23 protein-coding genes are annotated in these 18064 nt (G+C 39.3%); 9 read left to right on the top strand and 14 right to left on the bottom strand.

The genetic code is table 11. The features are described 5' to 3' along the window. Positions 1-168 precede the first annotated feature (168 nt). Positions 169-891: a toast rack family protein gene (locus ACRYKC_RS04455; protein WP_433805487.1), complete on the top strand. Its 723-nt coding sequence runs from the start codon at positions 169-171 to the stop codon at positions 889-891. A 74-nt stretch (positions 892-965) separates the two neighbouring features. Here the strand turns inward: ACRYKC_RS04455 and ACRYKC_RS04460 are convergent, their stop codons facing one another. After that, the gene (locus tag ACRYKC_RS04460) at positions 966-1397 is read right to left on the bottom strand and encodes a hypothetical protein (RefSeq protein WP_433805488.1); all 432 of its coding nucleotides are present in this window, start codon (positions 1395-1397) and stop codon (positions 966-968) included. 102 nt (positions 1398-1499) lie between these two features. On the opposite strand from ACRYKC_RS04460, the gene ACRYKC_RS04465 reads away from it, so the two are divergent. Further along, positions 1500-1994 carry a L,D-transpeptidase family protein gene (locus ACRYKC_RS04465; RefSeq protein WP_433805489.1) on the top strand — a complete coding sequence of 165 codons (495 nt, stop codon included), beginning with the start codon at positions 1500-1502 and terminating at the stop codon, positions 1992-1994. A gap of 70 nt (positions 1995-2064) precedes the next feature. Here the strand turns inward: ACRYKC_RS04465 and ACRYKC_RS04470 are convergent, their stop codons facing one another. The 3 genes from ACRYKC_RS04470 to ACRYKC_RS04480 form a co-directional block, all read right to left on the bottom strand. Further along, entirely contained in the window at positions 2065-2838 is a 774-nt protein-coding gene (locus ACRYKC_RS04470; protein ID WP_433805490.1) for a class I SAM-dependent methyltransferase, read from the bottom strand. A 183-nt stretch (positions 2839-3021) separates the two neighbouring features. Further along, a complete protein-coding gene (locus ACRYKC_RS04475) occupies positions 3022-3768 on the bottom strand; it encodes an SDR family NAD(P)-dependent oxidoreductase (protein ID WP_433805491.1) in 747 nt (248 codons plus the stop codon). A 32-nt stretch (positions 3769-3800) separates the two neighbouring features. Next, the gene (locus tag ACRYKC_RS04480; protein WP_433805492.1) at positions 3801-4628 is read right to left on the bottom strand and encodes a LysR family transcriptional regulator; all 828 of its coding nucleotides are present in this window, start codon (positions 4626-4628) and stop codon (positions 3801-3803) included. A 156-nt stretch (positions 4629-4784) separates the two neighbouring features. Between ACRYKC_RS04480 and ACRYKC_RS04485 the strand changes: the two genes are divergently transcribed. Both ACRYKC_RS04485 and ACRYKC_RS04490 read left to right on the top strand, forming a co-directional pair. After that, the gene (locus tag ACRYKC_RS04485; protein WP_433805493.1) at positions 4785-5141 is read left to right on the top strand and encodes a DMT family transporter; all 357 of its coding nucleotides are present in this window, start codon (positions 4785-4787) and stop codon (positions 5139-5141) included. After that, positions 5138-5440: a DMT family transporter gene (locus ACRYKC_RS04490; RefSeq protein WP_433805494.1), complete on the top strand. Its 303-nt coding sequence runs from the start codon at positions 5138-5140 to the stop codon at positions 5438-5440. The genes ACRYKC_RS04485 and ACRYKC_RS04490 overlap by 4 nt, the downstream gene beginning before the upstream one ends. A gap of 6 nt (positions 5441-5446) precedes the next feature. Here the strand turns inward: ACRYKC_RS04490 and ACRYKC_RS04495 are convergent, their stop codons facing one another. The 3 genes from ACRYKC_RS04495 to ACRYKC_RS04505 all read right to left on the bottom strand — a co-directional run bounded on the left by ACRYKC_RS04495 (position 5447) and on the right by ACRYKC_RS04505 (position 7273). Beyond that, positions 5447-6307, bottom strand: a complete 861-nt coding sequence (locus tag ACRYKC_RS04495; RefSeq protein ID WP_433805495.1) for an SDR family oxidoreductase — start codon at positions 6305-6307, stop codon at positions 5447-5449. A 17-nt stretch (positions 6308-6324) separates the two neighbouring features. Beyond that, positions 6325-6621: a hypothetical protein gene (locus tag ACRYKC_RS04500; protein ID WP_433805496.1), complete on the bottom strand. Its 297-nt coding sequence runs from the start codon at positions 6619-6621 to the stop codon at positions 6325-6327. Positions 6622-6775: 154 nt separating this feature from the next. Then, positions 6776-7273, bottom strand: a complete 498-nt coding sequence (locus tag ACRYKC_RS04505) for a universal stress protein (protein WP_433805497.1) — start codon at positions 7271-7273, stop codon at positions 6776-6778. Between the two features lie 270 nt (positions 7274-7543). Here ACRYKC_RS04505 and ACRYKC_RS04510 point away from each other — a divergent pair, with 270 nt between their 5' ends. Continuing rightward, entirely contained in the window at positions 7544-8629 is a 1086-nt protein-coding gene (locus ACRYKC_RS04510) for an NAD(P)/FAD-dependent oxidoreductase (protein WP_433805498.1), read from the top strand. Between the two features lie 65 nt (positions 8630-8694). Next, a complete protein-coding gene (locus ACRYKC_RS04515) occupies positions 8695-8880 on the top strand; it encodes a small acid-soluble spore protein H (protein ID WP_433805499.1) in 186 nt (61 codons plus the stop codon). Positions 8881-9086: 206 nt separating this feature from the next. On the opposite strand, the gene ACRYKC_RS04520 is transcribed toward ACRYKC_RS04515, so the two are convergent. From ACRYKC_RS04520 to ACRYKC_RS04530, 3 genes are all read right to left on the bottom strand, one after another. Next, on the bottom strand, positions 9087-10298 hold the full coding sequence (locus ACRYKC_RS04520; RefSeq protein ID WP_433805500.1) for a M14 family zinc carboxypeptidase: 1212 nt from the start codon (positions 10296-10298) through the stop codon (positions 9087-9089). Positions 10299-10508: 210 nt separating this feature from the next. Beyond that, positions 10509-10688 (bottom strand): YjzC family protein, encoded by a 180-nt coding sequence (locus tag ACRYKC_RS04525; protein WP_433805501.1) that lies wholly within the window; start codon positions 10686-10688, stop codon positions 10509-10511. 55 nt (positions 10689-10743) lie between these two features. Further along, positions 10744-11136, bottom strand: coding sequence for a glucose starvation-inducible protein B (locus ACRYKC_RS04530; RefSeq protein ID WP_433805502.1), 393 nt, complete (start codon positions 11134-11136; stop codon positions 10744-10746). A gap of 326 nt (positions 11137-11462) precedes the next feature. On the opposite strand from ACRYKC_RS04530, the gene ACRYKC_RS04535 reads away from it, so the two are divergent. After that, positions 11463-11828, top strand: coding sequence for a DUF2512 family protein (locus ACRYKC_RS04535; protein ID WP_433805711.1), 366 nt, complete (start codon positions 11463-11465; stop codon positions 11826-11828). Positions 11829-11872: 44 nt separating this feature from the next. Here ACRYKC_RS04535 and ACRYKC_RS04540 read toward each other — a convergent pair whose 3' ends face one another. Beyond that, complete coding sequence (locus ACRYKC_RS04540) at positions 11873-14383, bottom strand: cyanophycinase (RefSeq protein WP_433805503.1); 2511 nt, start codon at positions 14381-14383, stop codon at positions 11873-11875. 300 nt (positions 14384-14683) lie between these two features. Between ACRYKC_RS04540 and ACRYKC_RS04545 the strand changes: the two genes are divergently transcribed. After that, the gene (locus ACRYKC_RS04545; RefSeq protein WP_433805504.1) at positions 14684-14872 is read left to right on the top strand and encodes a YjzC family protein; all 189 of its coding nucleotides are present in this window, start codon (positions 14684-14686) and stop codon (positions 14870-14872) included. Between the two features lie 63 nt (positions 14873-14935). Here ACRYKC_RS04545 and ACRYKC_RS04550 read toward each other — a convergent pair whose 3' ends face one another. The 3 genes from ACRYKC_RS04550 to uvsE form a co-directional block, all read right to left on the bottom strand. Further along, positions 14936-15169, bottom strand: coding sequence for a hypothetical protein (locus tag ACRYKC_RS04550; protein ID WP_433805505.1), 234 nt, complete (start codon positions 15167-15169; stop codon positions 14936-14938). Positions 15170-15320: 151 nt separating this feature from the next. Then, positions 15321-16034, bottom strand: a complete 714-nt coding sequence (locus tag ACRYKC_RS04555) for a hypothetical protein (protein WP_433805506.1) — start codon at positions 16032-16034, stop codon at positions 15321-15323. Between the two features lie 355 nt (positions 16035-16389). Then, positions 16390-17358, bottom strand: a complete 969-nt coding sequence (gene uvsE, locus ACRYKC_RS04560) for a UV DNA damage repair endonuclease UvsE (RefSeq protein WP_433805507.1) — start codon at positions 17356-17358, stop codon at positions 16390-16392. 144 nt (positions 17359-17502) lie between these two features. Here uvsE and ACRYKC_RS04565 point away from each other — a divergent pair, with 144 nt between their 5' ends. Further along, positions 17503-18021 carry a hypothetical protein gene (locus tag ACRYKC_RS04565; protein WP_433805508.1) on the top strand — a complete coding sequence of 173 codons (519 nt, stop codon included), beginning with the start codon at positions 17503-17505 and terminating at the stop codon, positions 18019-18021. Positions 18022-18064 lie beyond the last annotated feature (43 nt).

Consider the following 18064-nt stretch of genomic DNA (forward strand, 5'->3'; position numbering starts at 1 on the left):
TAACAAATTTCTGCTCTTATGAAAATTTTACCATAAAATGTATGGTTCGTTTAATCACTCATTCTATAAAATAAGCCTCAGGGCGTAGATAAAAGTTATACCAGAGGTCGTTATTGTATGGCCTTTTCAAAACTATACTGAAAGTAGATAAAAAAGGGAGCGATAACAATGAAGAAAATCTTTCAGTTAGGTATTGCTGGAGTAAGTGCCGCCCTGCTTTTGACAGGCTGTCAATTTGCCCAGGCGGGAGATACAAAAAGCGAGAAAGAGGTCGTGGAAAGAGACAAAGCCAATTCCTTATCTGTTGACATTGAACTAGGTGTCGGTCAATTGAATGTTTCTAAAGGGGCAGAGAATTGGTTCGAAGGGGAGTTTAATTACGATCACACCAAGCTAAAACCTGTAGTAGATTACAATTTTAATGGCAGCCAAGGCGATTTGCATATCAGTCAAGAACGGAAAAAATTTAATTTTGGCTTTGGAAAAGAAAATCACACCCGTTGGGATCTTCTGTTAAATGAGGATATCCCGACTGAATTAGATGTTGATACAGGTGTATCTGATTCCGAACTTAACCTTTCTGGAATGAGACTGGAAGATTTGGATATCAACACAGGGGTGGGTGACGTTACAATCGATCTATCCGGTGCTTGGGATGAAAGCTTCAATGTAAGCATTGACTCAGGTGTTGGCAATACAACGATTTATATTCCTAAGGAAGTCGGTGTGAAACTGAGCGCAGACAAAGGTGTTGGAGATATAAACGTCAAGGACTTGATTGTCAAAGGCGATCATACGTATGTAAACGAGGCTTATGAAAAAGGGGCTGAGGTGGTTATAGAAATCGATGCGGACCTAGGAGTAGGAGATATTGAGGTACTGATGAAGTAGAAAGAAAGACGTTTCCCAATATAGGAAACGTCTTTTATGTTTTCATTTCATTGATGTTGGGAATAAAAATAATCTTACTGTTTACCGTTATGTAATTTAAGGTAATGCTTTTTCTTTTCCCATTGTTTATAAACGGTTTTATATATAGTTAATACAAAAAATATAGCGCCTATTACAGTAATAAACCAATTCAGGTCCGTAAAGAGAAAAGCTATGGTTAAAAGAATAATAGGAAAAGCCATATGAGCAGCCAGATAAAGAGTTCTCCGTTCGCCCCACATCCGCTCCCATATACGCCACATCTCCCTGTTCGGCTTTTTTGCCATAAATGAATAGTAACTCCAAAGTAAAAAAGTGAGTCCAGTGAGGGTAAACATAAATAGATCGATTTGATCTGTTGTCAATTTATTAAATGCCAATATAAAAGCAAAGACGATGGTTAGATAGCCAATGTATTTTTGCTGCTTGTGAAGTATGCTTCTTTGGTCCTCTTTTTCTTCATTCACATGATCCCCTCCAATCTTATGAATAATCCCCAAGGGGCTGCACGAAAGAAAATCTTTCGCTCACATACAATGTAATACTACAGACTATTGGAGGTGGGCACCATGCTCCACACGGTCAAAAAAGGCGAAACGCTTACTCAAATTTCTCGAGATTACCGAACACCTCTACAGGCCATCATCCAGGCAAACCCAACAATAAACCCGAATTTAATCTATCCCGGTCAAAAGATTAGGATTCCTGGTTTTCCTGATCCAAGCGAACTTCCATATAAAATTGATATTTCACTGAACCAGCGCAAGCTCAGACTCTTCAACAATGGAGTTTTGCAAAAAGAGTACCCGATTGCCGTAGGGAAGATGCTCAGTGCTACTCCTGTCGGCAATTACATTATCGTAAACAAAGCACCTAATCCAGGTGGTCCATTCGGCACGATGTGGATGAGTCTATCCAAACAGCATTATGGCATCCATGGAACAAACAATCCTAGTTCAATTGGCAAGGCCGTGTCTAAGGGATGCGTTCGGATGCATAATCGTAATGTGGAGGAACTTGCACGTACAATTCCCCTCGGGACACGCGTTTCGATTCATCCCTAGTTGATCAACTGCGATCGTCCAGCCTACATTGAATATATCCATGATACTTTAATATAATAAAACGCGGGATTTATTCCTCAACTTTTTCAATTGCAAGTTGGCTCATTCCCCACTCTATAATTGTATCTCCTGGCTCCCTTTGAAGAGATTGTAGCTGTTCAGCCATTTCATTCAAAAAGCCGGGCTCATACCTTTCAGTAATAAACGGATGCTGCTTCCATATACGGAAATTCAGGCAGAAACTCTGAGCTACAAGATCAACAGGCGGCGACACCTTCTCTACTTCATGATAAGTAATTTTTATATTGGGAATTTCACTCAGCCCATAAAATTGCCTTCCTGAATATAAGTCACCACCGTTATGTTTGATAAGATCTGCGACGATTTTAAAGTATTGAATAATGACAGGATGGTTCGAATCTATCCAAAGATTCTCTTCCAAAAGAATCTGTCCTCCACTTTGTAATTCCTCTACCCAATTTTCAACTACATTCCTTACATCTGGTAAATGAGTCAAAAGATAACGAGCGTAAATGAGATCAGGGGCTCCTGTTGGAAAAGGTGTTTGGGTTACATCATGCTGGATAAAAGTAATGTTGTCGAGATTGTTGGCTCGTGAAAGATGAGAAGAAGATATATCAACCCCGACCACTTTGTCTGGCTGGAGTTCTTCCGCGATCATTCGGGTTGTGTTTCCTGGACCGCAACCAAGATCAAGCGCTAATGGTACACAGGGATTTCCTGTCTTTTTAATAAACTTGCGGCTAGACGGACCAAACATTTTGTCAATAATGTGCAAACGGTCTGCAGCTTCATCGGTATCACTAAAGGAATATCGACTCATAAGCAAACCTCCTTCTTACAGCCAATCGCAACAAATCTACATCGATTAGTTGCTTCTATCGGCAAATATAGATTACTTTTACTTTAACATGAAATTCCCTCGAGCAAGGTATTGAGCCCAAAGATTTGTTTTATAGATAATAAATAAAAGGTCCTTGCCCTTCCTTAGACAAGAACCTTTTCTCTAAACACCGAACGTGTTTCCGCCGTTCACATTGATATTCTGCCCTGTGATAAACTCGGCTTCGTCACTGCATAAAAAGCCTACAGTATTTGCAATGTCTCCCGGTTTACCTAACCTTTTTAATGGTACCTGCTGGACATACGCTTTCGCACTTTCTTCAGTCACTTCCCCGTGCCGTTCTACTGGAATGAACCCAGGATGTACCGCGTTAACGGTAATACCGTACTCCCCTAACTCATTTGACCAAGACCTTGTCATGCCAATAACAGAAGACTTGGCCGTTACATAGTTGGAAAAGTGAGGATTACCGAGCTCCACGACTTCACTTCCAATATTGACGATCCTCCCCCATTCTTTCCTCTTCATTCCTCCCATCAATTCTTTTGTTAATAGAAGGGGGGCTTTTACAGAGAAGTGCAATTGGTCTAAGTAATCCTCCCACGTCACATCTTCCAAAGAAAACTCGGGCTGAGGTCCTGTCGCATTATTGACAACGATCGTAATCGGCTCTTGAAACAGAGTTTCAGCTTCATTCGCTAATCTTTTAACTTCATCTTCCTGAGTAATATCTGCCTGGATGGCCATTGCTTCCCCACCAAGATTCTCGATTTCATCTCTGACCGATTGTGCTTTCTCAGCGTCCCGATTGAAGTTTACTATCACTTTACTTCCCTGTTCAGCTAATTTTAACGCTATCGCTTTGCCCAAGCCTTTTGAACTTCCCGTTACTAGAGCTATTTTACTCATCAAACCTCTCCTTTTTTATGGTTAATTACAATTTATTTCGTAAATAGTCGTTGTAAATAGTCGAGCATTTCCAACGTCGTCGCATACAAGTACATGTGACGGACTAATGGACTCCTCTGAATAGGAAGAAAGACTACTCCCTTATATTCGATTTGTTTCACCATAATACTTGGAAGATAAGCGATACCTACGCCCAGGGATACGAGTCCTGCCATGGCATGGTAATGGCTTTCAACTATTTTCCCTTTATAATGATGCTCGTTTCTAATGGCACGGATTTGTTCGGACAGTGATCCTTCTGGAGGAATGATCTGTGTTTCCATCATGCACTCATCGATGGAGACCTCTTCCTTAGAGGCCAAATGGAACGAGACAGGAATGGCAGCAACAAACTCATCCTTAAACAACAGAGTGGAGCGGAGCTTTTTGTAAGTAGGTACATCCTGGATGATCGCTCCATCAATTTCATCGTTTTCTAAAAGAGGCAGTAAATCTTGACTATCATCCCTAATAGCCGTTACGTAGAAGTTTGCCCGCTCAAGATTCCCATAAAACTCATGTAAGAAATACGAGCTTAAGAAAGGAGTAGATCCAAACCGGACTTTGTCATGTCCCTGGTAATGAGTGACTGTCTTCTCAATTTCGGTGAAAAGCGGTCGTAATTCTTGGTATAGCCCTTTCCCTTTCTCGGTCAACTTCACTCCTCTTACCGAGCGATTAAAGAGGGAAAAGCCAAGCTCCTCTTCTAATAGTCTCATTTGCTTACTTAAGGCTGGTTGTGAAATAAACAAGGTATCAGCAGCCTTCGTAAAACTCTGCTGCTGAGCTACTTCGATAAAGTACTTAAGTTTTTGTAACATACTTCTACCCCCATCTATAACTTTAGCTCATGTATAATCATCATTTAAAGATTTATTATAACTATAGGTTATAAAAGCATAACTAATCAATAGTACCGTTAAACGCTCCTTAGCTTTTATGATGGTAGTAGATCACAGACATGGAGGATGATTGGGATGAGTAACGTGTACGTTCTACTATTTGTTTCCGTCATTTTCGAGGTCATTGGGGCTATATATATGAAACACACGAACGGCTTCAGTGATCTTGGAGCAAGTGTGGTGGTTGTAGTAAGCTACAGCTTGGCATTAAGTCTTTATATCCTCATTACAAAAAACCACGAGATAGGAAAGATTAACGCTCTCTGGTCTGGGGGAGGAACGACTCTTGTAACCATCTTAGGGATTTTAATTTTTAATGAATCTGTCACTATTTCCAAACTGCTAGGCGTAGGTATCATCATCGTTGGAATTTGCGGGCTCACCTTAAAACCTGGAAGAAAGATAAAATCTATTAGAAAAAGGAGTGCGTGACATTGGGATATTTAATCCTCTCATTATTCTTTGCCACATTAGGCAACATTTGCGTTAAACTATCATCTGGATTCCGACGTTTTCTTCCCAGTGCAGCATCTTTCGGGTTCATTGGGCTTTGCCTCTACTTTTTAACCTTAAGTGTCCAGACACTAGAAATTGGGATAGCTTATGCTGTGTGGTCCGGGGTTTCTATAGCTGCTACTACCTTATTTGGAATTTTTCTATTCAATGAGGAGGCTAGCCGAAGAAAGTTCATTTCTATTGGCTTAATCATCATTGGAGTGCTCTTCCTTTAAGAAGTCCTAGGGACCCCCTGGTTTCAGCCAGCGATCTTTGTTATCGGCAATAAAAGTTTTCATCCGTATCGGTTTTTTGTTTGTAAGCTTCTCATAATCATGGCTAATTCCTCTAGCAAGCCCTAATTTTGTTGGGAAATGAATACCGATAACAACCTTCACAAAATCCTCCTGTATCCCTTTTTTTATCATGTATTTCCTAAACTCTTTGACGGAAGGATTATCATAAGAAATGTTTACCCTGAGAACTTCGGTCATTTGTTCAGCGACCTCGTAAAAGTCCAGGGCATGGTCACCAGTGACCACATATTTTTGATTACGATGATTTGTTGGATTTTGAAAAACTTCAGCCGCCACTTCAGCAAGGTCCCTCGTATCAACAAAACTGGTCTTTCCTTTTCCCGCGGGTATAAAAATTCGCTGCCTCTCTTTAATCTCATTTCCAAGGAAGTCTGTTAAATTTTGCATAAAATAGCCGGCACGAATGAATGTATAAGGCAATCCTAGCTTTCGTATTAATTTTTCATTTTTAAAATGATGGATGAACGGCAGATATTGGACATCCTTTACTGAAAGATAAACAATGTGCTTAACATTTCTCTCCTTAGCTCTATGTAAAAACTGTTCAAACTTTAAATCATCTCCAGGCGGGTACATGAGAAAGATTTGATCGATTTGTTCCAAAGCCGAATCAAATGTAGAAGGGTCCGTGAAATCAAATGCTTTTAAATTGAATTGTGTTCCGTACCTTTCTTGAGATTCCTCTACATTTCTTACTGTACATATATAATCGATTCCTTTTTCCTTTAATTTCTTCGCCACTTCAGAACCTACTTTTCCTGTAAAACCAGTTACAAGCACACTCATAAAAGCAAGCCTCCTTATTATTTCCTCAATGCTTGATACCACCAGGATAAGAAATAGACCAATATAACAAACGAAACCCATGCCCACCCTTCCATTGCATAAAGACTTGTTACCCAGTATTGTAGTTCGTTTTGATCTGTTCTAGATATAGCACCCATGACATTGATGAATGCAAAGACTGGTAGCAAGAGAACTGTTATCACTGTAGATGTCACCATCTTGCGTTTGATTAACATTCGTACAGCAGCGAGAAAAGTACCGAAGAAACCCAAATAACAAATGATTAATAACCATCCAGGAATTGTAGGGGCCATGTCAACACTCCTCATTTGTATATTGGTGTAATTTTACACTAAAAGAACATCCTTTACAACTGCCTTTCTGAGGATAATGACAAAACATTTCTAAAAAAGCTATCAACAAAACAATCCTGCCTCAACATCCATGGAGGCAGGATTAGTTTATGCTCTATTTGATAATCGTTACCGGTACAGTTGCTTCTTTTGCTACTCTTTCACTAATGCTTCCTAACATGAATTTTTTAATGCCGCTGACACCGCGGCTTCCTATTACAATCACATCTACTTCATGATTAGAAGCATAGTGGCTTAACCGTTTGACAGGGTCACCTTTTAACACTTCATAAAAGACCGAGACCCCTTCTTGACCAGCGAGTTTCTTTGCCTTTGTAAAAATTTCATGATCGCTATGCTTGGTTTTTAAGTCACTTGGAGCCTTTTCCTTTTCATTGATATTCGCTTCATAAGCTTTTACGTCGGCACCACCGTAATTCACACTCATATCACTACCAGAGGTTAATGAATCAAACGGATCTCTGGCTTCTTCTTTCTCTACGTGGACAACCACCAATTGAGCGTGGTTTACTTTTGTTAACTCTACCGCATGTTCAAGAGCTTTCAAGCTTCCTTCGGATCCATCATATGCCGCCATAATTTTGTTATACATCCCTTACCATCCCTTTCATTATTTAGAAGAACTTACTTCCTATGTACCCTTTTCCAAGGTATTTTAAGTGTTTCTTTTTTTATAGTGGATCACTCCAGAAATGGGCGTGGATATTGTAACCATTCTGAAACCTCATCGAGCGAGCCTTCCATTAATGGGTAATCTTCAATTTGTTCTTCTCTAATTTTTATATTCAATTACACGCCTCCACATCATATAAGAATAAAACCATCTTCCTATTCGAACAATATACGAAAGGAGGAGACATTCATGAAAATAGCGATCATCGGGGCAGGACTGGCCGGGCTTTCTTTTGCATTGACCCTCGAAAAGCACGGACATTCTGCGGATATATTTGAAAAACAAAAAGAGATTGGCTTTGATATTAAACTTGCCCAGTTGATGACTCCTATTCTTCATGGACCTGTTGATAATATGATCCAGTTTCTTTCTGAAAACCATGATATTCATTTAAAACCTACTACCAATATTCAAAAGATCCATGTACACTCGCCAAATGAATCGGCTTTTGCTGAAGGAAAATTAGGCTTTGTTAATATGCGCGGTAACCATAAGGAAGCCTATGAAAAACAATTAGCAGAGCAGCTTGTCTCTAGCCGGATTTATTGCAATCATCACGTCACTTACCAAGAGATCTCAAAAGAATATAGCCACGTCGTATTAGCGAGTGGCGAACCTTTAGACACTGAACAGATTCAACCTTTTAAAGTCGAGTTCACCTCTACCTTTGCCGGGGCGACTGTAAAAGGAAATTTTATTCGAAATGAAGTTCATACATGGTTTGACACAGAGCTTGCACCGAAGGGACTCGTGTACTTCCTCCCTCATTCCGAAACCCAAGCCTCACTTGTATTAGTTTACCCTCAATACGATGAAAAAATGGTTCAAAACAAAGAAAGACTTTGGACTGAAGCTGTGAACCGCGCCTCTAAGACGCTTAATCAGACCCTAACTATTGAGGAAAATTTTTCAATTAGAGATTATGTGGTTGGTAAATGTGACTATCCTAGAATCGGTAATACGTTTTTCGCTGGGAACTGCTTTGGAGCCATTAAACCTTTCTTAGGGTTCGGCCAAACAGGCTCGATTCTTAGCGGAATCTATGCTGCTCAGGATATATGCGGACTTGGTGATTATGAAAAACTCTGTAAGCCACTTTATAAAGATTACCAAGACTCTTTGGCGCTTAGAAAGACCGTAGAAAGTTTAAACAATGATCAATTCGATCTTGTGACCAAAGCTCTTCGTGTAAAAGCTATAGAAAGCATTGTCACCGGGAGACATAAAAAGACTTTAAAGATTCTTAGCCAGTTCCTCAAACCCTTCACTAAGTAGTCTTATTTACGTATATCAAGATCTATTGAGGCCAACATTAATTTTAGAAAGGAGGGTACCCTCATATGAATAGACAAAGAGCGCAAGAAATATCTGAATCTCCAATCATGGCTAACGTTACGTACAATAATCAGCCGATCTATATCCAGCATGTTGATGAACAAAACGGTACGGCTAGAATCTACCCGCTTGACCAGCCCGAAAATGAGCAGGAAGTATCTTTGAATGAATTAAGGGAAGAACTTCATTAATACTTAAAATGAACACCATTCAAATATTTGTATTCTGTCTTAAGAATTGAATAAAACCAAAGAAAGCCTGTCCGGAAAGATAAGACAGGCTTTCTTTGGCTAACATATCATTCTGACTCAGCATTCTTTTATCTTATGCGCCTTAAAGTATATAAAACAGCTTATATACTTTTCCAAAAATACTTATAGATGAGGCTTATCGTTTATTAAAAGCCGTAATCTTGATCACGGTCTGTTAAAGGTATATCGTCATACTCACCAGCATCTATATTGTAAACTTCACCTGTAGCGACACCGTTTATAATTCCATACACCCCTGTTTCGACCGCTTTAACTAATTGCCCTCTCTTCTTCTGACCATAACTTTGCGTTTGACCAGTCACTTCAAATAGAACAGCTCCACTACCATTCAGTGCAAAAGAACCAAGTGCTGTTCCAGGAAGGTCAAGGTTTTGCGGGTAGAGGGTTATATTGTCAAACGGTGAGTTCCCTTTCACCTGTAACGCATCATAAGCGGCTACATTTAATTGCTTAGAAAATTCTTCATTGTAGGTATCCGCATATTCGTTGTATTTCGCTCCCTCTTCACTATCAGGGTTCGGAACAAAGTCACCTGAAATAGATAAGGTCACCTTATCGTCCGTACCTTCTACAAAATACTCGCCCTGGTGATGTAAGTCTACAAACACATCTACTTTACCGAATTCATTCATTAAGCCTTTGTAAACATCTCGTACTGTTTGAGCTTCAGGAGTAATGTACCAACCTGGTTCGGAGGAATTGCCAGGAAAATCTTCTGCTTGAGGTTCATAGTCAAGGTCTGGATTAAAATCTCTATTCACATCAAACCCTGGGTTAGATGCATAGTCCCAATATTGGTTTGTGTATGTGTAATAGTTCCAAGAAGGCTCAACGCCCTTTAATTGAGGAAAATCTTCCTCAACTTCGCTACAGGATAAATCATTTCCACGGCGATTTAACTCCGTAGCATCTGGATTAATCATCGGCATTGCCACGATCGTTACTTCTTCTCTTATCCTTTGAAACTCTGCAGAATTATTGGAACCAAGTTGTTGCAGCATATTTAATAAAGCAGCTGTTCCGGTTTTTTCATTCCCATGAATTTCACTTTGGATAAGAATAACTTTATCCCCTGTACCTACAGTAGCTGTATAGATTTCACGACCTTGATTCGAGTAACCAGCCACTTCAACATCGACTATTCCGCTGCTGCTTTTTTCAATTTGCTGAAGTTTTTTACTTAACTCGGCGTGGCTGATAAAACCGGAGATTGCGTACTCCTGGTTTTCCGGTGTTCCAGGGTTTGTATCATTAGGTGCTGCATAAACTGGGCTGATTAAACCAGCTGAAAGGACAACGGAACTACATATTAAGGCTAACTTCTTCTTTTTAATCATGCATGCCCCCCTCCATTATTTTCTATTTCTAACAATTATGTACTTCTATTTTGTATATTCTCTTCCCTCTATTTATCGAAAAAACAAAACATTTGTCCCATAAACAAAGATTGTGTCTAGTTCATAACCTACTTTCTTTACTCACCAGTTAGGTTAAAAGTTGGTCAAAAAAAAGAACACAGCGATCAGCTGTGTTCTATCTAGATTTTTTTATGCTCGCTTAACCCAATAAGCCGCTTCATTCTCTGATGGAGAAGGTGGAAATTGTTCGCCTTCTTCCAGTTTGATTTCAGTATTATCCTTACTGGAATTCCCATTCACAAGCTTGTCCACTTTATACGTACCGGTTTCTGGAGCCTTTTCACCTGTCTTAAACTGTTGATTTGCCATGAATATGCACCTCCGTTAGAATTATAGATGGTTAATTTTTTGCTGCGGTCGTGAATCAGGAGTTTTGGTTGGAGACATTTCCTGAATTACGGCCGCCTTTTTTTCCAATCTTCTCAAAATGCTCTTCGCCATATTTCTGACTGGTGGTTTCTCCACCCTTTTGACCGATCTCTTCAAAATGCTCCTGACTATACTCTTGGCTAGTCGTTTCTCCACCTTTTTGGCCAATATCCTCAAAGTGTTTCTGGCTGTACTCTTGGCTTGTTGTTTCTCCGCCTTTTTGCCCGATGTTTTCAAAGTGTTCTTGGCTGTATTCCTGACTTACTTTTTCGCCACCTTTTTGACCAATCTCTTCAAAATGTTCTTGATTGTATTTTCGTGCTGTTTTCTTGCCGCCTTTACGACCAGCCTCTTCTCTTGTCATGCTGCTTTGATTGTTTTTTGCCATTCCGACTAACCTCCTTTTGAATTATCGTCTGCATAAATACAATTTCTCGATTGCCGTTGATTTAAACTGTTTTTTCCACAAAATCCCTATTTATAAAATTTTTGAAATATCTGAAATATGATTGAAAACCTAACTATTATCTTTTACCTAAGAAAATTAACCTATTATTTCCGTTAGATTCATCTAGTTAGGCTAGCTTTAGAAAATCTCTTCCTTATAAATAGTAGTTACACTCTACCCTTTTACCAATATTAGTTTATTAATCGTTTATAAAGGAAATCGCTAAGTAAACGATATTTTTAAAAGGAGCTGTCCTTAAGGAAGAGCTGAAGGCTATAAGTATCAAAGGGATATTTACCATTGGTTCCCTTTACCTGGTATTAAGTCTTGGATATGAAGTATCTTTAATCAGTGTTATCCTTCTAAGTATTTTACTTGGTTCTCTCTCTTACTTAGCTGGAGACCGGCTCTTGCTCCCGAAGACCAACAACGTTACGGCTACAGCTGCTGATATTGGCTTAACCTTTTTAGTTGTTTGGATAAGTAGTGCCTTATTTTTCACAACGGATGGTTCGATTCTACTTGCCTCAACGATCTCAGCCATCATCCTAGGGGTCCTTGAATATAGTTTTCACCTTTACCTTGTTTCTCTTATTTTGCCTGCAAACAATCGGGTTAAGTACAGTTACTAAAATAGAACGGCCATCTTGCTTTACAAAGATGGCCGTTCTTAGTGTTAATTTGTATGTTCAATATCAACTTCAATAGGCTGAATATCTAAATACACGTTAATATAAGAGTAATCATCTTTGTTACCATCTTTATACCCCCAAAAACCTTCTGTGCCTTCTCCTTTCTTAAACGTCAACTCAAAACCTTTCCCTTCATTAAAGCTGTAGCTCTTCACTTCTTGTTCTTTTTCATTATCCAGTAACGTATAGGATAGAAAATTTCCTATCATCGGATGCGGAGTCAAGACACCAGAGTGAGGAGCTGCTTCATAGTAAAAATATTCATAGTCTGATGTTGAAACTTTATGGTCACTTATGGAGACTTTTTTCGTATTCAATTCTAGTTGGTCCCCTGAGGTTAGCCATGACAACTGGATGTCTTCATAACTTGATGGAGACGAAGCAGGCTGCCTAGCTTCTGTTAAATCAACTACGGAAACGCCACTTCTTCCTACTACTTCGATCGTTTGTTTATTGCTATCAAAAATCATGGCTGTATCCTCGTCTATTCCATAGGAAAATTCTCCATCTTCACCGTGAGCAAAGGTTGTAGCAATCAGTCTGCCCAACCGTGCTTTATTGTCAAAATGCTGGTCAATAATCCCATACGGAAAGAAACCTAATCCTTTCTCTAGATAAGAGGGGCCACCTTCTTGCTGAGACATGCTGTCATAGGTTTCAGTAAAGCCTTTAGCCAGGGTATCGTAGCTTCCTCCTCCAGCAATCATCACATCACTCATAATCGCTGCACCTGCACTAGTACCTCCTAAAACAGCGCCGCTTTCATAGATTTCCCACAAATTTTCAAGTACCTTCGACTTAGATCCATCTTCGTTAAGCAGCGTTGCAGTTACATCGGTCTGGTCCCCGCCGACAAACCATACGCCTTCATAATCTAGTACTTTCTCTGCTAGTTTTAAATCGTTTTTATTGTCCAACCAACTGGCTTCATCTTCTTCCGTCCCTTTAAAATCATGGTTCGATAAGGGCAGAATATCAATGTTTGCTTCATCAACTCCATAAGAAACCAAATCTTTCATAAAAGCACGGGAAGACTTAAGACTCGAACTTGCTGCCGGAATGATTGCATACTTTGCTCCTTCTCCAGCTCTCTCTATAAATGCATCATACACCTCCTTATTTGAGCTCCCCAAGGCTCCTCCTGCCATCACTAAGCTTCCTTTCGATTTAGGATTAAAAGTAGAGTTCGGCGGAGTAAACGTTGACTTTTGATAATCGTTAAATAGAAGATCACTTTCTTCAAATTCAATCTCAATCGGCTCGACATGCATATTCACATGCAGGAGAGAATAGGAATCCTTTTGTCCATCTTGATAGCCCCAAAATCCTTCAGTGTCCTCATCCTGATTAAAAGTCAGCTGGAATCCATCCCCTTGACTATCATATAGGTAACTGTGTACTTCATTGACTGCTTCATTATCTACCAATGAATAAGAAAGGTAGTTTGGCAGTGTACCATAGGAGCTCAGCACTCCAGTAGCAGGGAGTGGTTCGAAATTGTAATATTCATAGCCTTTTGTCGTTACCTTATCATCAAGAATGATGTATTTTTTCTCATCGAATTGATATCGATCACCGGCAGAAAGGTAACTTATACCTAAGTCGTTTATTTCTTGTCCATCTTTTCGAGCATTTGATGGATCTACAACAGTCACTGTGCTTCGACCGACGATCTCGACTGTTTTTTCTTGATTGTGAACGACCATGGCTGTGTCTTCATCAATGCCATAGGCTAATTGATCTTTTTCATATTTTAATGCAGTGGCCGCAAGCCTTCCTAAGCGTGAACGCTCATTAAAATGTTGGTCTACAATTCCCCATTGAAAGAACCCTAGCCCCTTTTCTATGTACACAGGAACATATTCTTCCTCAGGATTCGAAATATCTTCTTCTACAAATTCTTGATGAAAGCCTCCTAAGCTGTCTCCACCCGTTATCATTACGTCACTCATAATCGCAGCACCAGCACTTGTACCGGCTAAAACTGCTCCTTCTCTATATATGTCCCAAATGGCCTCTAAGGCTTTTGTTTGTTTACCATTTTTCTTCAAAAGTGTCTCGGTAATCTTTAGTTGATCTCCACCAACAAACCAGATTCCTGTCAGTCCTTTGATCTGATCGACGGTTTTGTTCTTTTGTGCATTGCTCTTCCATTTTCTTTCGTTATCAGCCGTTCCTTTAAAGTCATGTGACGAAAGCGGTAGAATCTCAATAGATGATTCATCTACACCATATGAGATTAAATCCTCCTTAAATTTATGAGTAGATTTCAAAGAACTTGAAGCTGCGGGAACAATTCCTATCTTAGCTTGATCTTTTCCTCCTGCAAGGTTGATGAACTCTTGATAGATTTCTGCGTTACTGCTGCCGAGAGCCCCTCCAACAATAACAAGATTTCCTTTAATGCCCTCCTCTTTTTTCTCTGCATGCGTAACACCAAACTGAGATGTGACTACTAAGAAAACGACCAGCAAAAGAAATAACCACTTCCTCATCTACCATTCTCCTTTCTATTTTTGTTTTCGCCTTTATATCATGCAATTTTTATGCCAACTTTAATTTACTGAATATACAGTATTTATAATATTATGTGGTGGAAATTGGTCGTTAATAAACTCTCTATTAAAACCAATGGAAATTAAATTACCCAGGAAATGAAAGATAAGTGACAGTATATTTTCTGTAATCATACAATCGTCTCATTTTTCAAAAATATGGTTTTTAATTGTAAGTTTATGGTTATATAGCTTATGTGCGCACATTAATTACAAAAAAAGGAAAGGAAGGATGAAAAAATGGCTGATCGTTATAAGACAGGTGAAAAAGCTCCAGAAAAAGGAACATACAAATTCGACGGTTTAGTGGATGGTGGAAATGAGAGCAACATTACAGAGGATGAAAAACATATCGAATTAAGCAATGGAGATACATTCCCTCCTCTTCGTTCGAATAAGGAAGCTGCTTATTGGAAAAAATCCAACTAAGCTGTGATCATAAAAAATGTCCTGAGCTTTATAGCGCTCAGGACATTTTGATTTTCATACATTTTATTTTGTTCTGTTATTCCCGCCGTTAATCAGTTTAAATTTTGCTGCTTTTTTATCGTCTGGATGCTGGTCAAATGCTACAATGGTGGCTCCTGTACCGACTGTGAGCGAACCGTCCGCTTCTACAAAAAATAGAGTACCCGGATGATCAACTTTAATAGACTGAACATTATGTTTAGCAAATACCTCTTGCAAATCTACAATCAGCTCTCTCTTACCGTACGTGAATGCCATTTGGTATTCATCTCCCTATGATCCATTCTATTAGTTATAGAGTATGTAAATAGAGAAAGAATAATACTTCCTTTTTTTAAACGGGAGATTATTTATTAATAACAAAAAACACTTGAACCAAACGAGATCCAAGCGTCTCTATATAAAAGTCTTAGTTACGGAATAATGAAAGAAGTTTTTCAAAGAAACCACCCTCTGACTTACGGTTCACAGATTCTTCCAACCGACGATTATAATCATTCTGCAAACGCCATTCCTTTTTCTGTTCTTCCCTCATTAGTTGCAACTCTTCCTGGAGGCTTTCACTTTTTTCTCTTTCCTGCTCAAGCAGCTGTTCATAATAATTTTCTTGCTGCTTTGTCATTTTTTCAAGCTTAGCCTGTGTTTTTTGAGCAGAGTTACCGACACCGGCACTGATGACATGGTGGTCTTGTTGGAGACGTGATACCGTTGTTTTCAGTTCTGCCATATCGTTTTGGAGTTGCACATTCATTTCACGGGAAGCGGCAAGCTCCTGGGAGATAAGCTTCAAGAACTCTCTCAACTGGTCATTATCTTGTAGTGATTGATCATATGTATCGGATACCGCTACTTCGTTTTGACCAGGGTTTTCCAACCTGCTTTTCTGTTGTTTTACCAGTTCTCTTGCTATATCATCTAAGGGCTTGTCCGTATCGCGTATCGCTATGAGCGCTTCGATATCGGATTGTACAAAGATGCGGCGGTCGCGATCTTTGAAGAACTCATATCCATATCTCTCAAGAATTTGACCGTACTTTCTAACCGTAGGCGTCGCAATGCCTACTTCTTCGGCCACTTCTTTAGAAGAGAAAGCTCTCTCATTTGGTTTTATATCGTGTCGCATATCGGACCTCCTTTTCCCTTAAATATGAAGGTTACGCGACAATTTTGCAAGCCTATATTACTATCCGATATAAAAAAGAGTCAAAAAGCCCATTCCCCATGGTGTACTTTTATGGATGCGCTTACCACATGTGGTAGCTTGCTGCAGTTTATCCCTTTTCTGTTATACTTTACTGACTTCTTTTCATGGGTCCGATGCTTAATCACTTGAAAACGTTGCCGAGCAATCAATTCTCCTAACCACTCATATAAGGAAAGATGCTAACTTTTTCCTTTAGCAATAATTTAATTATGAGATAGTCAGGAAAAGGCACCAAAAAAACGCTTTTCTTTTATGAAAAGCGCTGGATTTTGCATTAATCCTTCCATTTAAATGTACTCTCTGTTTTCATTTCGATGTTAGGGTGTTCTTTCAGCTCATTTACTAACTTGAAAATTGCATTATCTTTTTGCTTCGCTTCAATCATGCAATCAATTGTCCCCGTTGTACCGTTGACTTTTTCCACGAAGTCCAGAAACATCTCAACATCTACAAAATCTGCATGGCTCTTAAATTCTTTTTCATTCTTCGGGCTCGAGATATGCATTTTAACTGGCAGCGGGGAATGAGACCAAGTACTTACCACTCTCTCCCAATGATCTTCCCACTCTTCTCCATCGTGATTGGCAAGGTGATGATGGAGATCAAAAACAAGAGGAATATTCAACTTCTCACACACATACAAACAATTCTCTAGCGTGTACGACGTATCGTCATTTTCGATCATCACAACTTTTTGAATACCTTTAGGTACTAGTGACCAGTTATCAATAAAGCGTTCAAGAGACTTCTCTTTATCTGCATACCGCCCTCCTAAATGGAACACACAGCGGTGAGTCGGATCAATGCCCATCTCATGCAGCAATAGATAATGGTATTTCAACACTTTTAGAGATGCTTTAAATATCTCTTGATCAAGGGAGTTTAACACTACAAAATGATCTGGGTGAAAGTCCAGACGCATCCGGTTCTGTTCTGCGTAATTACCGAGCACTTTAAGATCTTCTTTAATAGGTGATAAATAGTCCCACCCTTGTAATTCTTCGTGAGTAGCGAGCGGAACGAGCCTTGAACTCAACCTAAAGAATTCAATATCGTGGGTTTTGTTGTGCTTAAGCAAACGTAAACAGCTATGGATATTCGCTTTTGCAATTCTTTCAAGCTTTCTAATTGCAGCTTCACGATCACGGATTTTGCTAAAAGCTTTGTAGGTCATGGTTTGTGATGGGGAAGCATTTTGAAGGTTTACACTCATCGCAACATATCCAAGTCGAAATAAAGTCATCATATATCACCCGGTTCCAGTTTTCCTTAGTTTGAACGAGGGTGAATTTCTTATCCTACTCAAAAACATAAAACCCTCATGATGGTTCCAGTCATTTTTATACACCTATGAAATAAGTATAAATGAGAAGGAGGAAGGATTACGATGATTTTAAAAATGATTGATTTAAGTCTTATGTCTGAACACTTGCCTGTTCATAAAGCAGAGTTGGATAAACTCGCATCATTCATTTGCAGTCTTGAAGATCCGACAGTCAAGCAAATCGCCTACGAGCAGTATGTAATCATGAAAAACCATGTGAAAGTAATGATCGGTTTAATGAATCCAAATCAAAACGAGCAAATTACAACAGCGGATTTACAAAATTGGGAGCCTGTTGAAATTAATTGTCAGGTGTCTTCTGTTGGAATGAGTCAAGAAAATATGTGGACTGAGCTGAAGACGTCAGCTCAAACCATGGCGAACAATAATTTCGAATCTTCTCTTAGAATGAAAGCCAAAAACGTGCGGAATATTCATCTTCATATGGCCATGCAGCAATCCATGATTCTGGACCGCTATACTGAATATATGGAGTCAATGACAGAAGACACAGCACCAGAAGCTTCCAAAGCACAACAGATAGAAGCTATGGAGACTTTTAAAAAGATGTTCAATCTGTAACCATGAAGTGCTTCATCATCTCATTTTCTATAAACTAGGCTGA

The organism is Halobacillus sp. A1-3 (assembly GCF_050971765.1).
Classification (GTDB): Bacteria; Bacillota; Bacilli; order Bacillales; family Halobacillaceae; genus Halobacillus; species Halobacillus mangrovi_B.

Coding starts and splice junctions, on each gene's coding strand:
- ACRYKC_RS04500 (WP_433805496.1), bottom strand. CDS start 6,621: ATGGCCCCTACAATTCCTGGATGGTTATTAATCATTTGTTATTTGGGT.
- ACRYKC_RS04485 (WP_433805493.1), top strand. CDS start 4,785: ATGAGTAACGTGTACGTTCTACTATTTGTTTCCGTCATTTTCGAGGTC.
- ACRYKC_RS04480 (WP_433805492.1), bottom strand. CDS start 4,628: ATGTTACAAAAACTTAAGTACTTTATCGAAGTAGCTCAGCAGCAGAGT.
- ACRYKC_RS04510 (WP_433805498.1), top strand. CDS start 7,544: ATGAAAATAGCGATCATCGGGGCAGGACTGGCCGGGCTTTCTTTTGCA.
- ACRYKC_RS04505 (WP_433805497.1), bottom strand. CDS start 7,273: ATGTATAACAAAATTATGGCGGCATATGATGGATCCGAAGGAAGCTTG.
- ACRYKC_RS04475 (WP_433805491.1), bottom strand. CDS start 3,768: ATGAGTAAAATAGCTCTAGTAACGGGAAGTTCAAAAGGCTTGGGCAAA.
- ACRYKC_RS04540 (WP_433805503.1), bottom strand. CDS start 14,383: ATGAGGAAGTGGTTATTTCTTTTGCTGGTCGTTTTCTTAGTAGTCACA.
- ACRYKC_RS04565 (WP_433805508.1), top strand. CDS start 17,503: ATGATTTTAAAAATGATTGATTTAAGTCTTATGTCTGAACACTTGCCT.
- ACRYKC_RS04470 (WP_433805490.1), bottom strand. CDS start 2,838: ATGAGTCGATATTCCTTTAGTGATACCGATGAAGCTGCAGACCGTTTG.
- ACRYKC_RS04495 (WP_433805495.1), bottom strand. CDS start 6,307: ATGAGTGTGCTTGTAACTGGTTTTACAGGAAAAGTAGGTTCTGAAGTG.
- ACRYKC_RS04525 (WP_433805501.1), bottom strand. CDS start 10,688: ATGGCAAATCAACAGTTTAAGACAGGTGAAAAGGCTCCAGAAACCGGT.
- ACRYKC_RS04455 (WP_433805487.1), top strand. CDS start 169: ATGAAGAAAATCTTTCAGTTAGGTATTGCTGGAGTAAGTGCCGCCCTG.
- ACRYKC_RS04530 (WP_433805502.1), bottom strand. CDS start 11,136: ATGGCAAAAAACAATCAAAGCAGCATGACAAGAGAAGAGGCTGGTCGT.
- ACRYKC_RS04465 (WP_433805489.1), top strand. CDS start 1,500: ATGCTCCACACGGTCAAAAAAGGCGAAACGCTTACTCAAATTTCTCGA.
- uvsE (WP_433805507.1), bottom strand. CDS start 17,358: ATGACTTTATTTCGACTTGGATATGTTGCGATGAGTGTAAACCTTCAA.
- ACRYKC_RS04545 (WP_433805504.1), top strand. CDS start 14,684: ATGGCTGATCGTTATAAGACAGGTGAAAAAGCTCCAGAAAAAGGAACA.
- ACRYKC_RS04550 (WP_433805505.1), bottom strand. CDS start 15,169: ATGGCATTCACGTACGGTAAGAGAGAGCTGATTGTAGATTTGCAAGAG.
- ACRYKC_RS04520 (WP_433805500.1), bottom strand. CDS start 10,298: ATGATTAAAAAGAAGAAGTTAGCCTTAATATGTAGTTCCGTTGTCCTT.
- ACRYKC_RS04555 (WP_433805506.1), bottom strand. CDS start 16,034: ATGCGACACGATATAAAACCAAATGAGAGAGCTTTCTCTTCTAAAGAA.
- ACRYKC_RS04515 (WP_433805499.1), top strand. CDS start 8,695: ATGAATAGACAAAGAGCGCAAGAAATATCTGAATCTCCAATCATGGCT.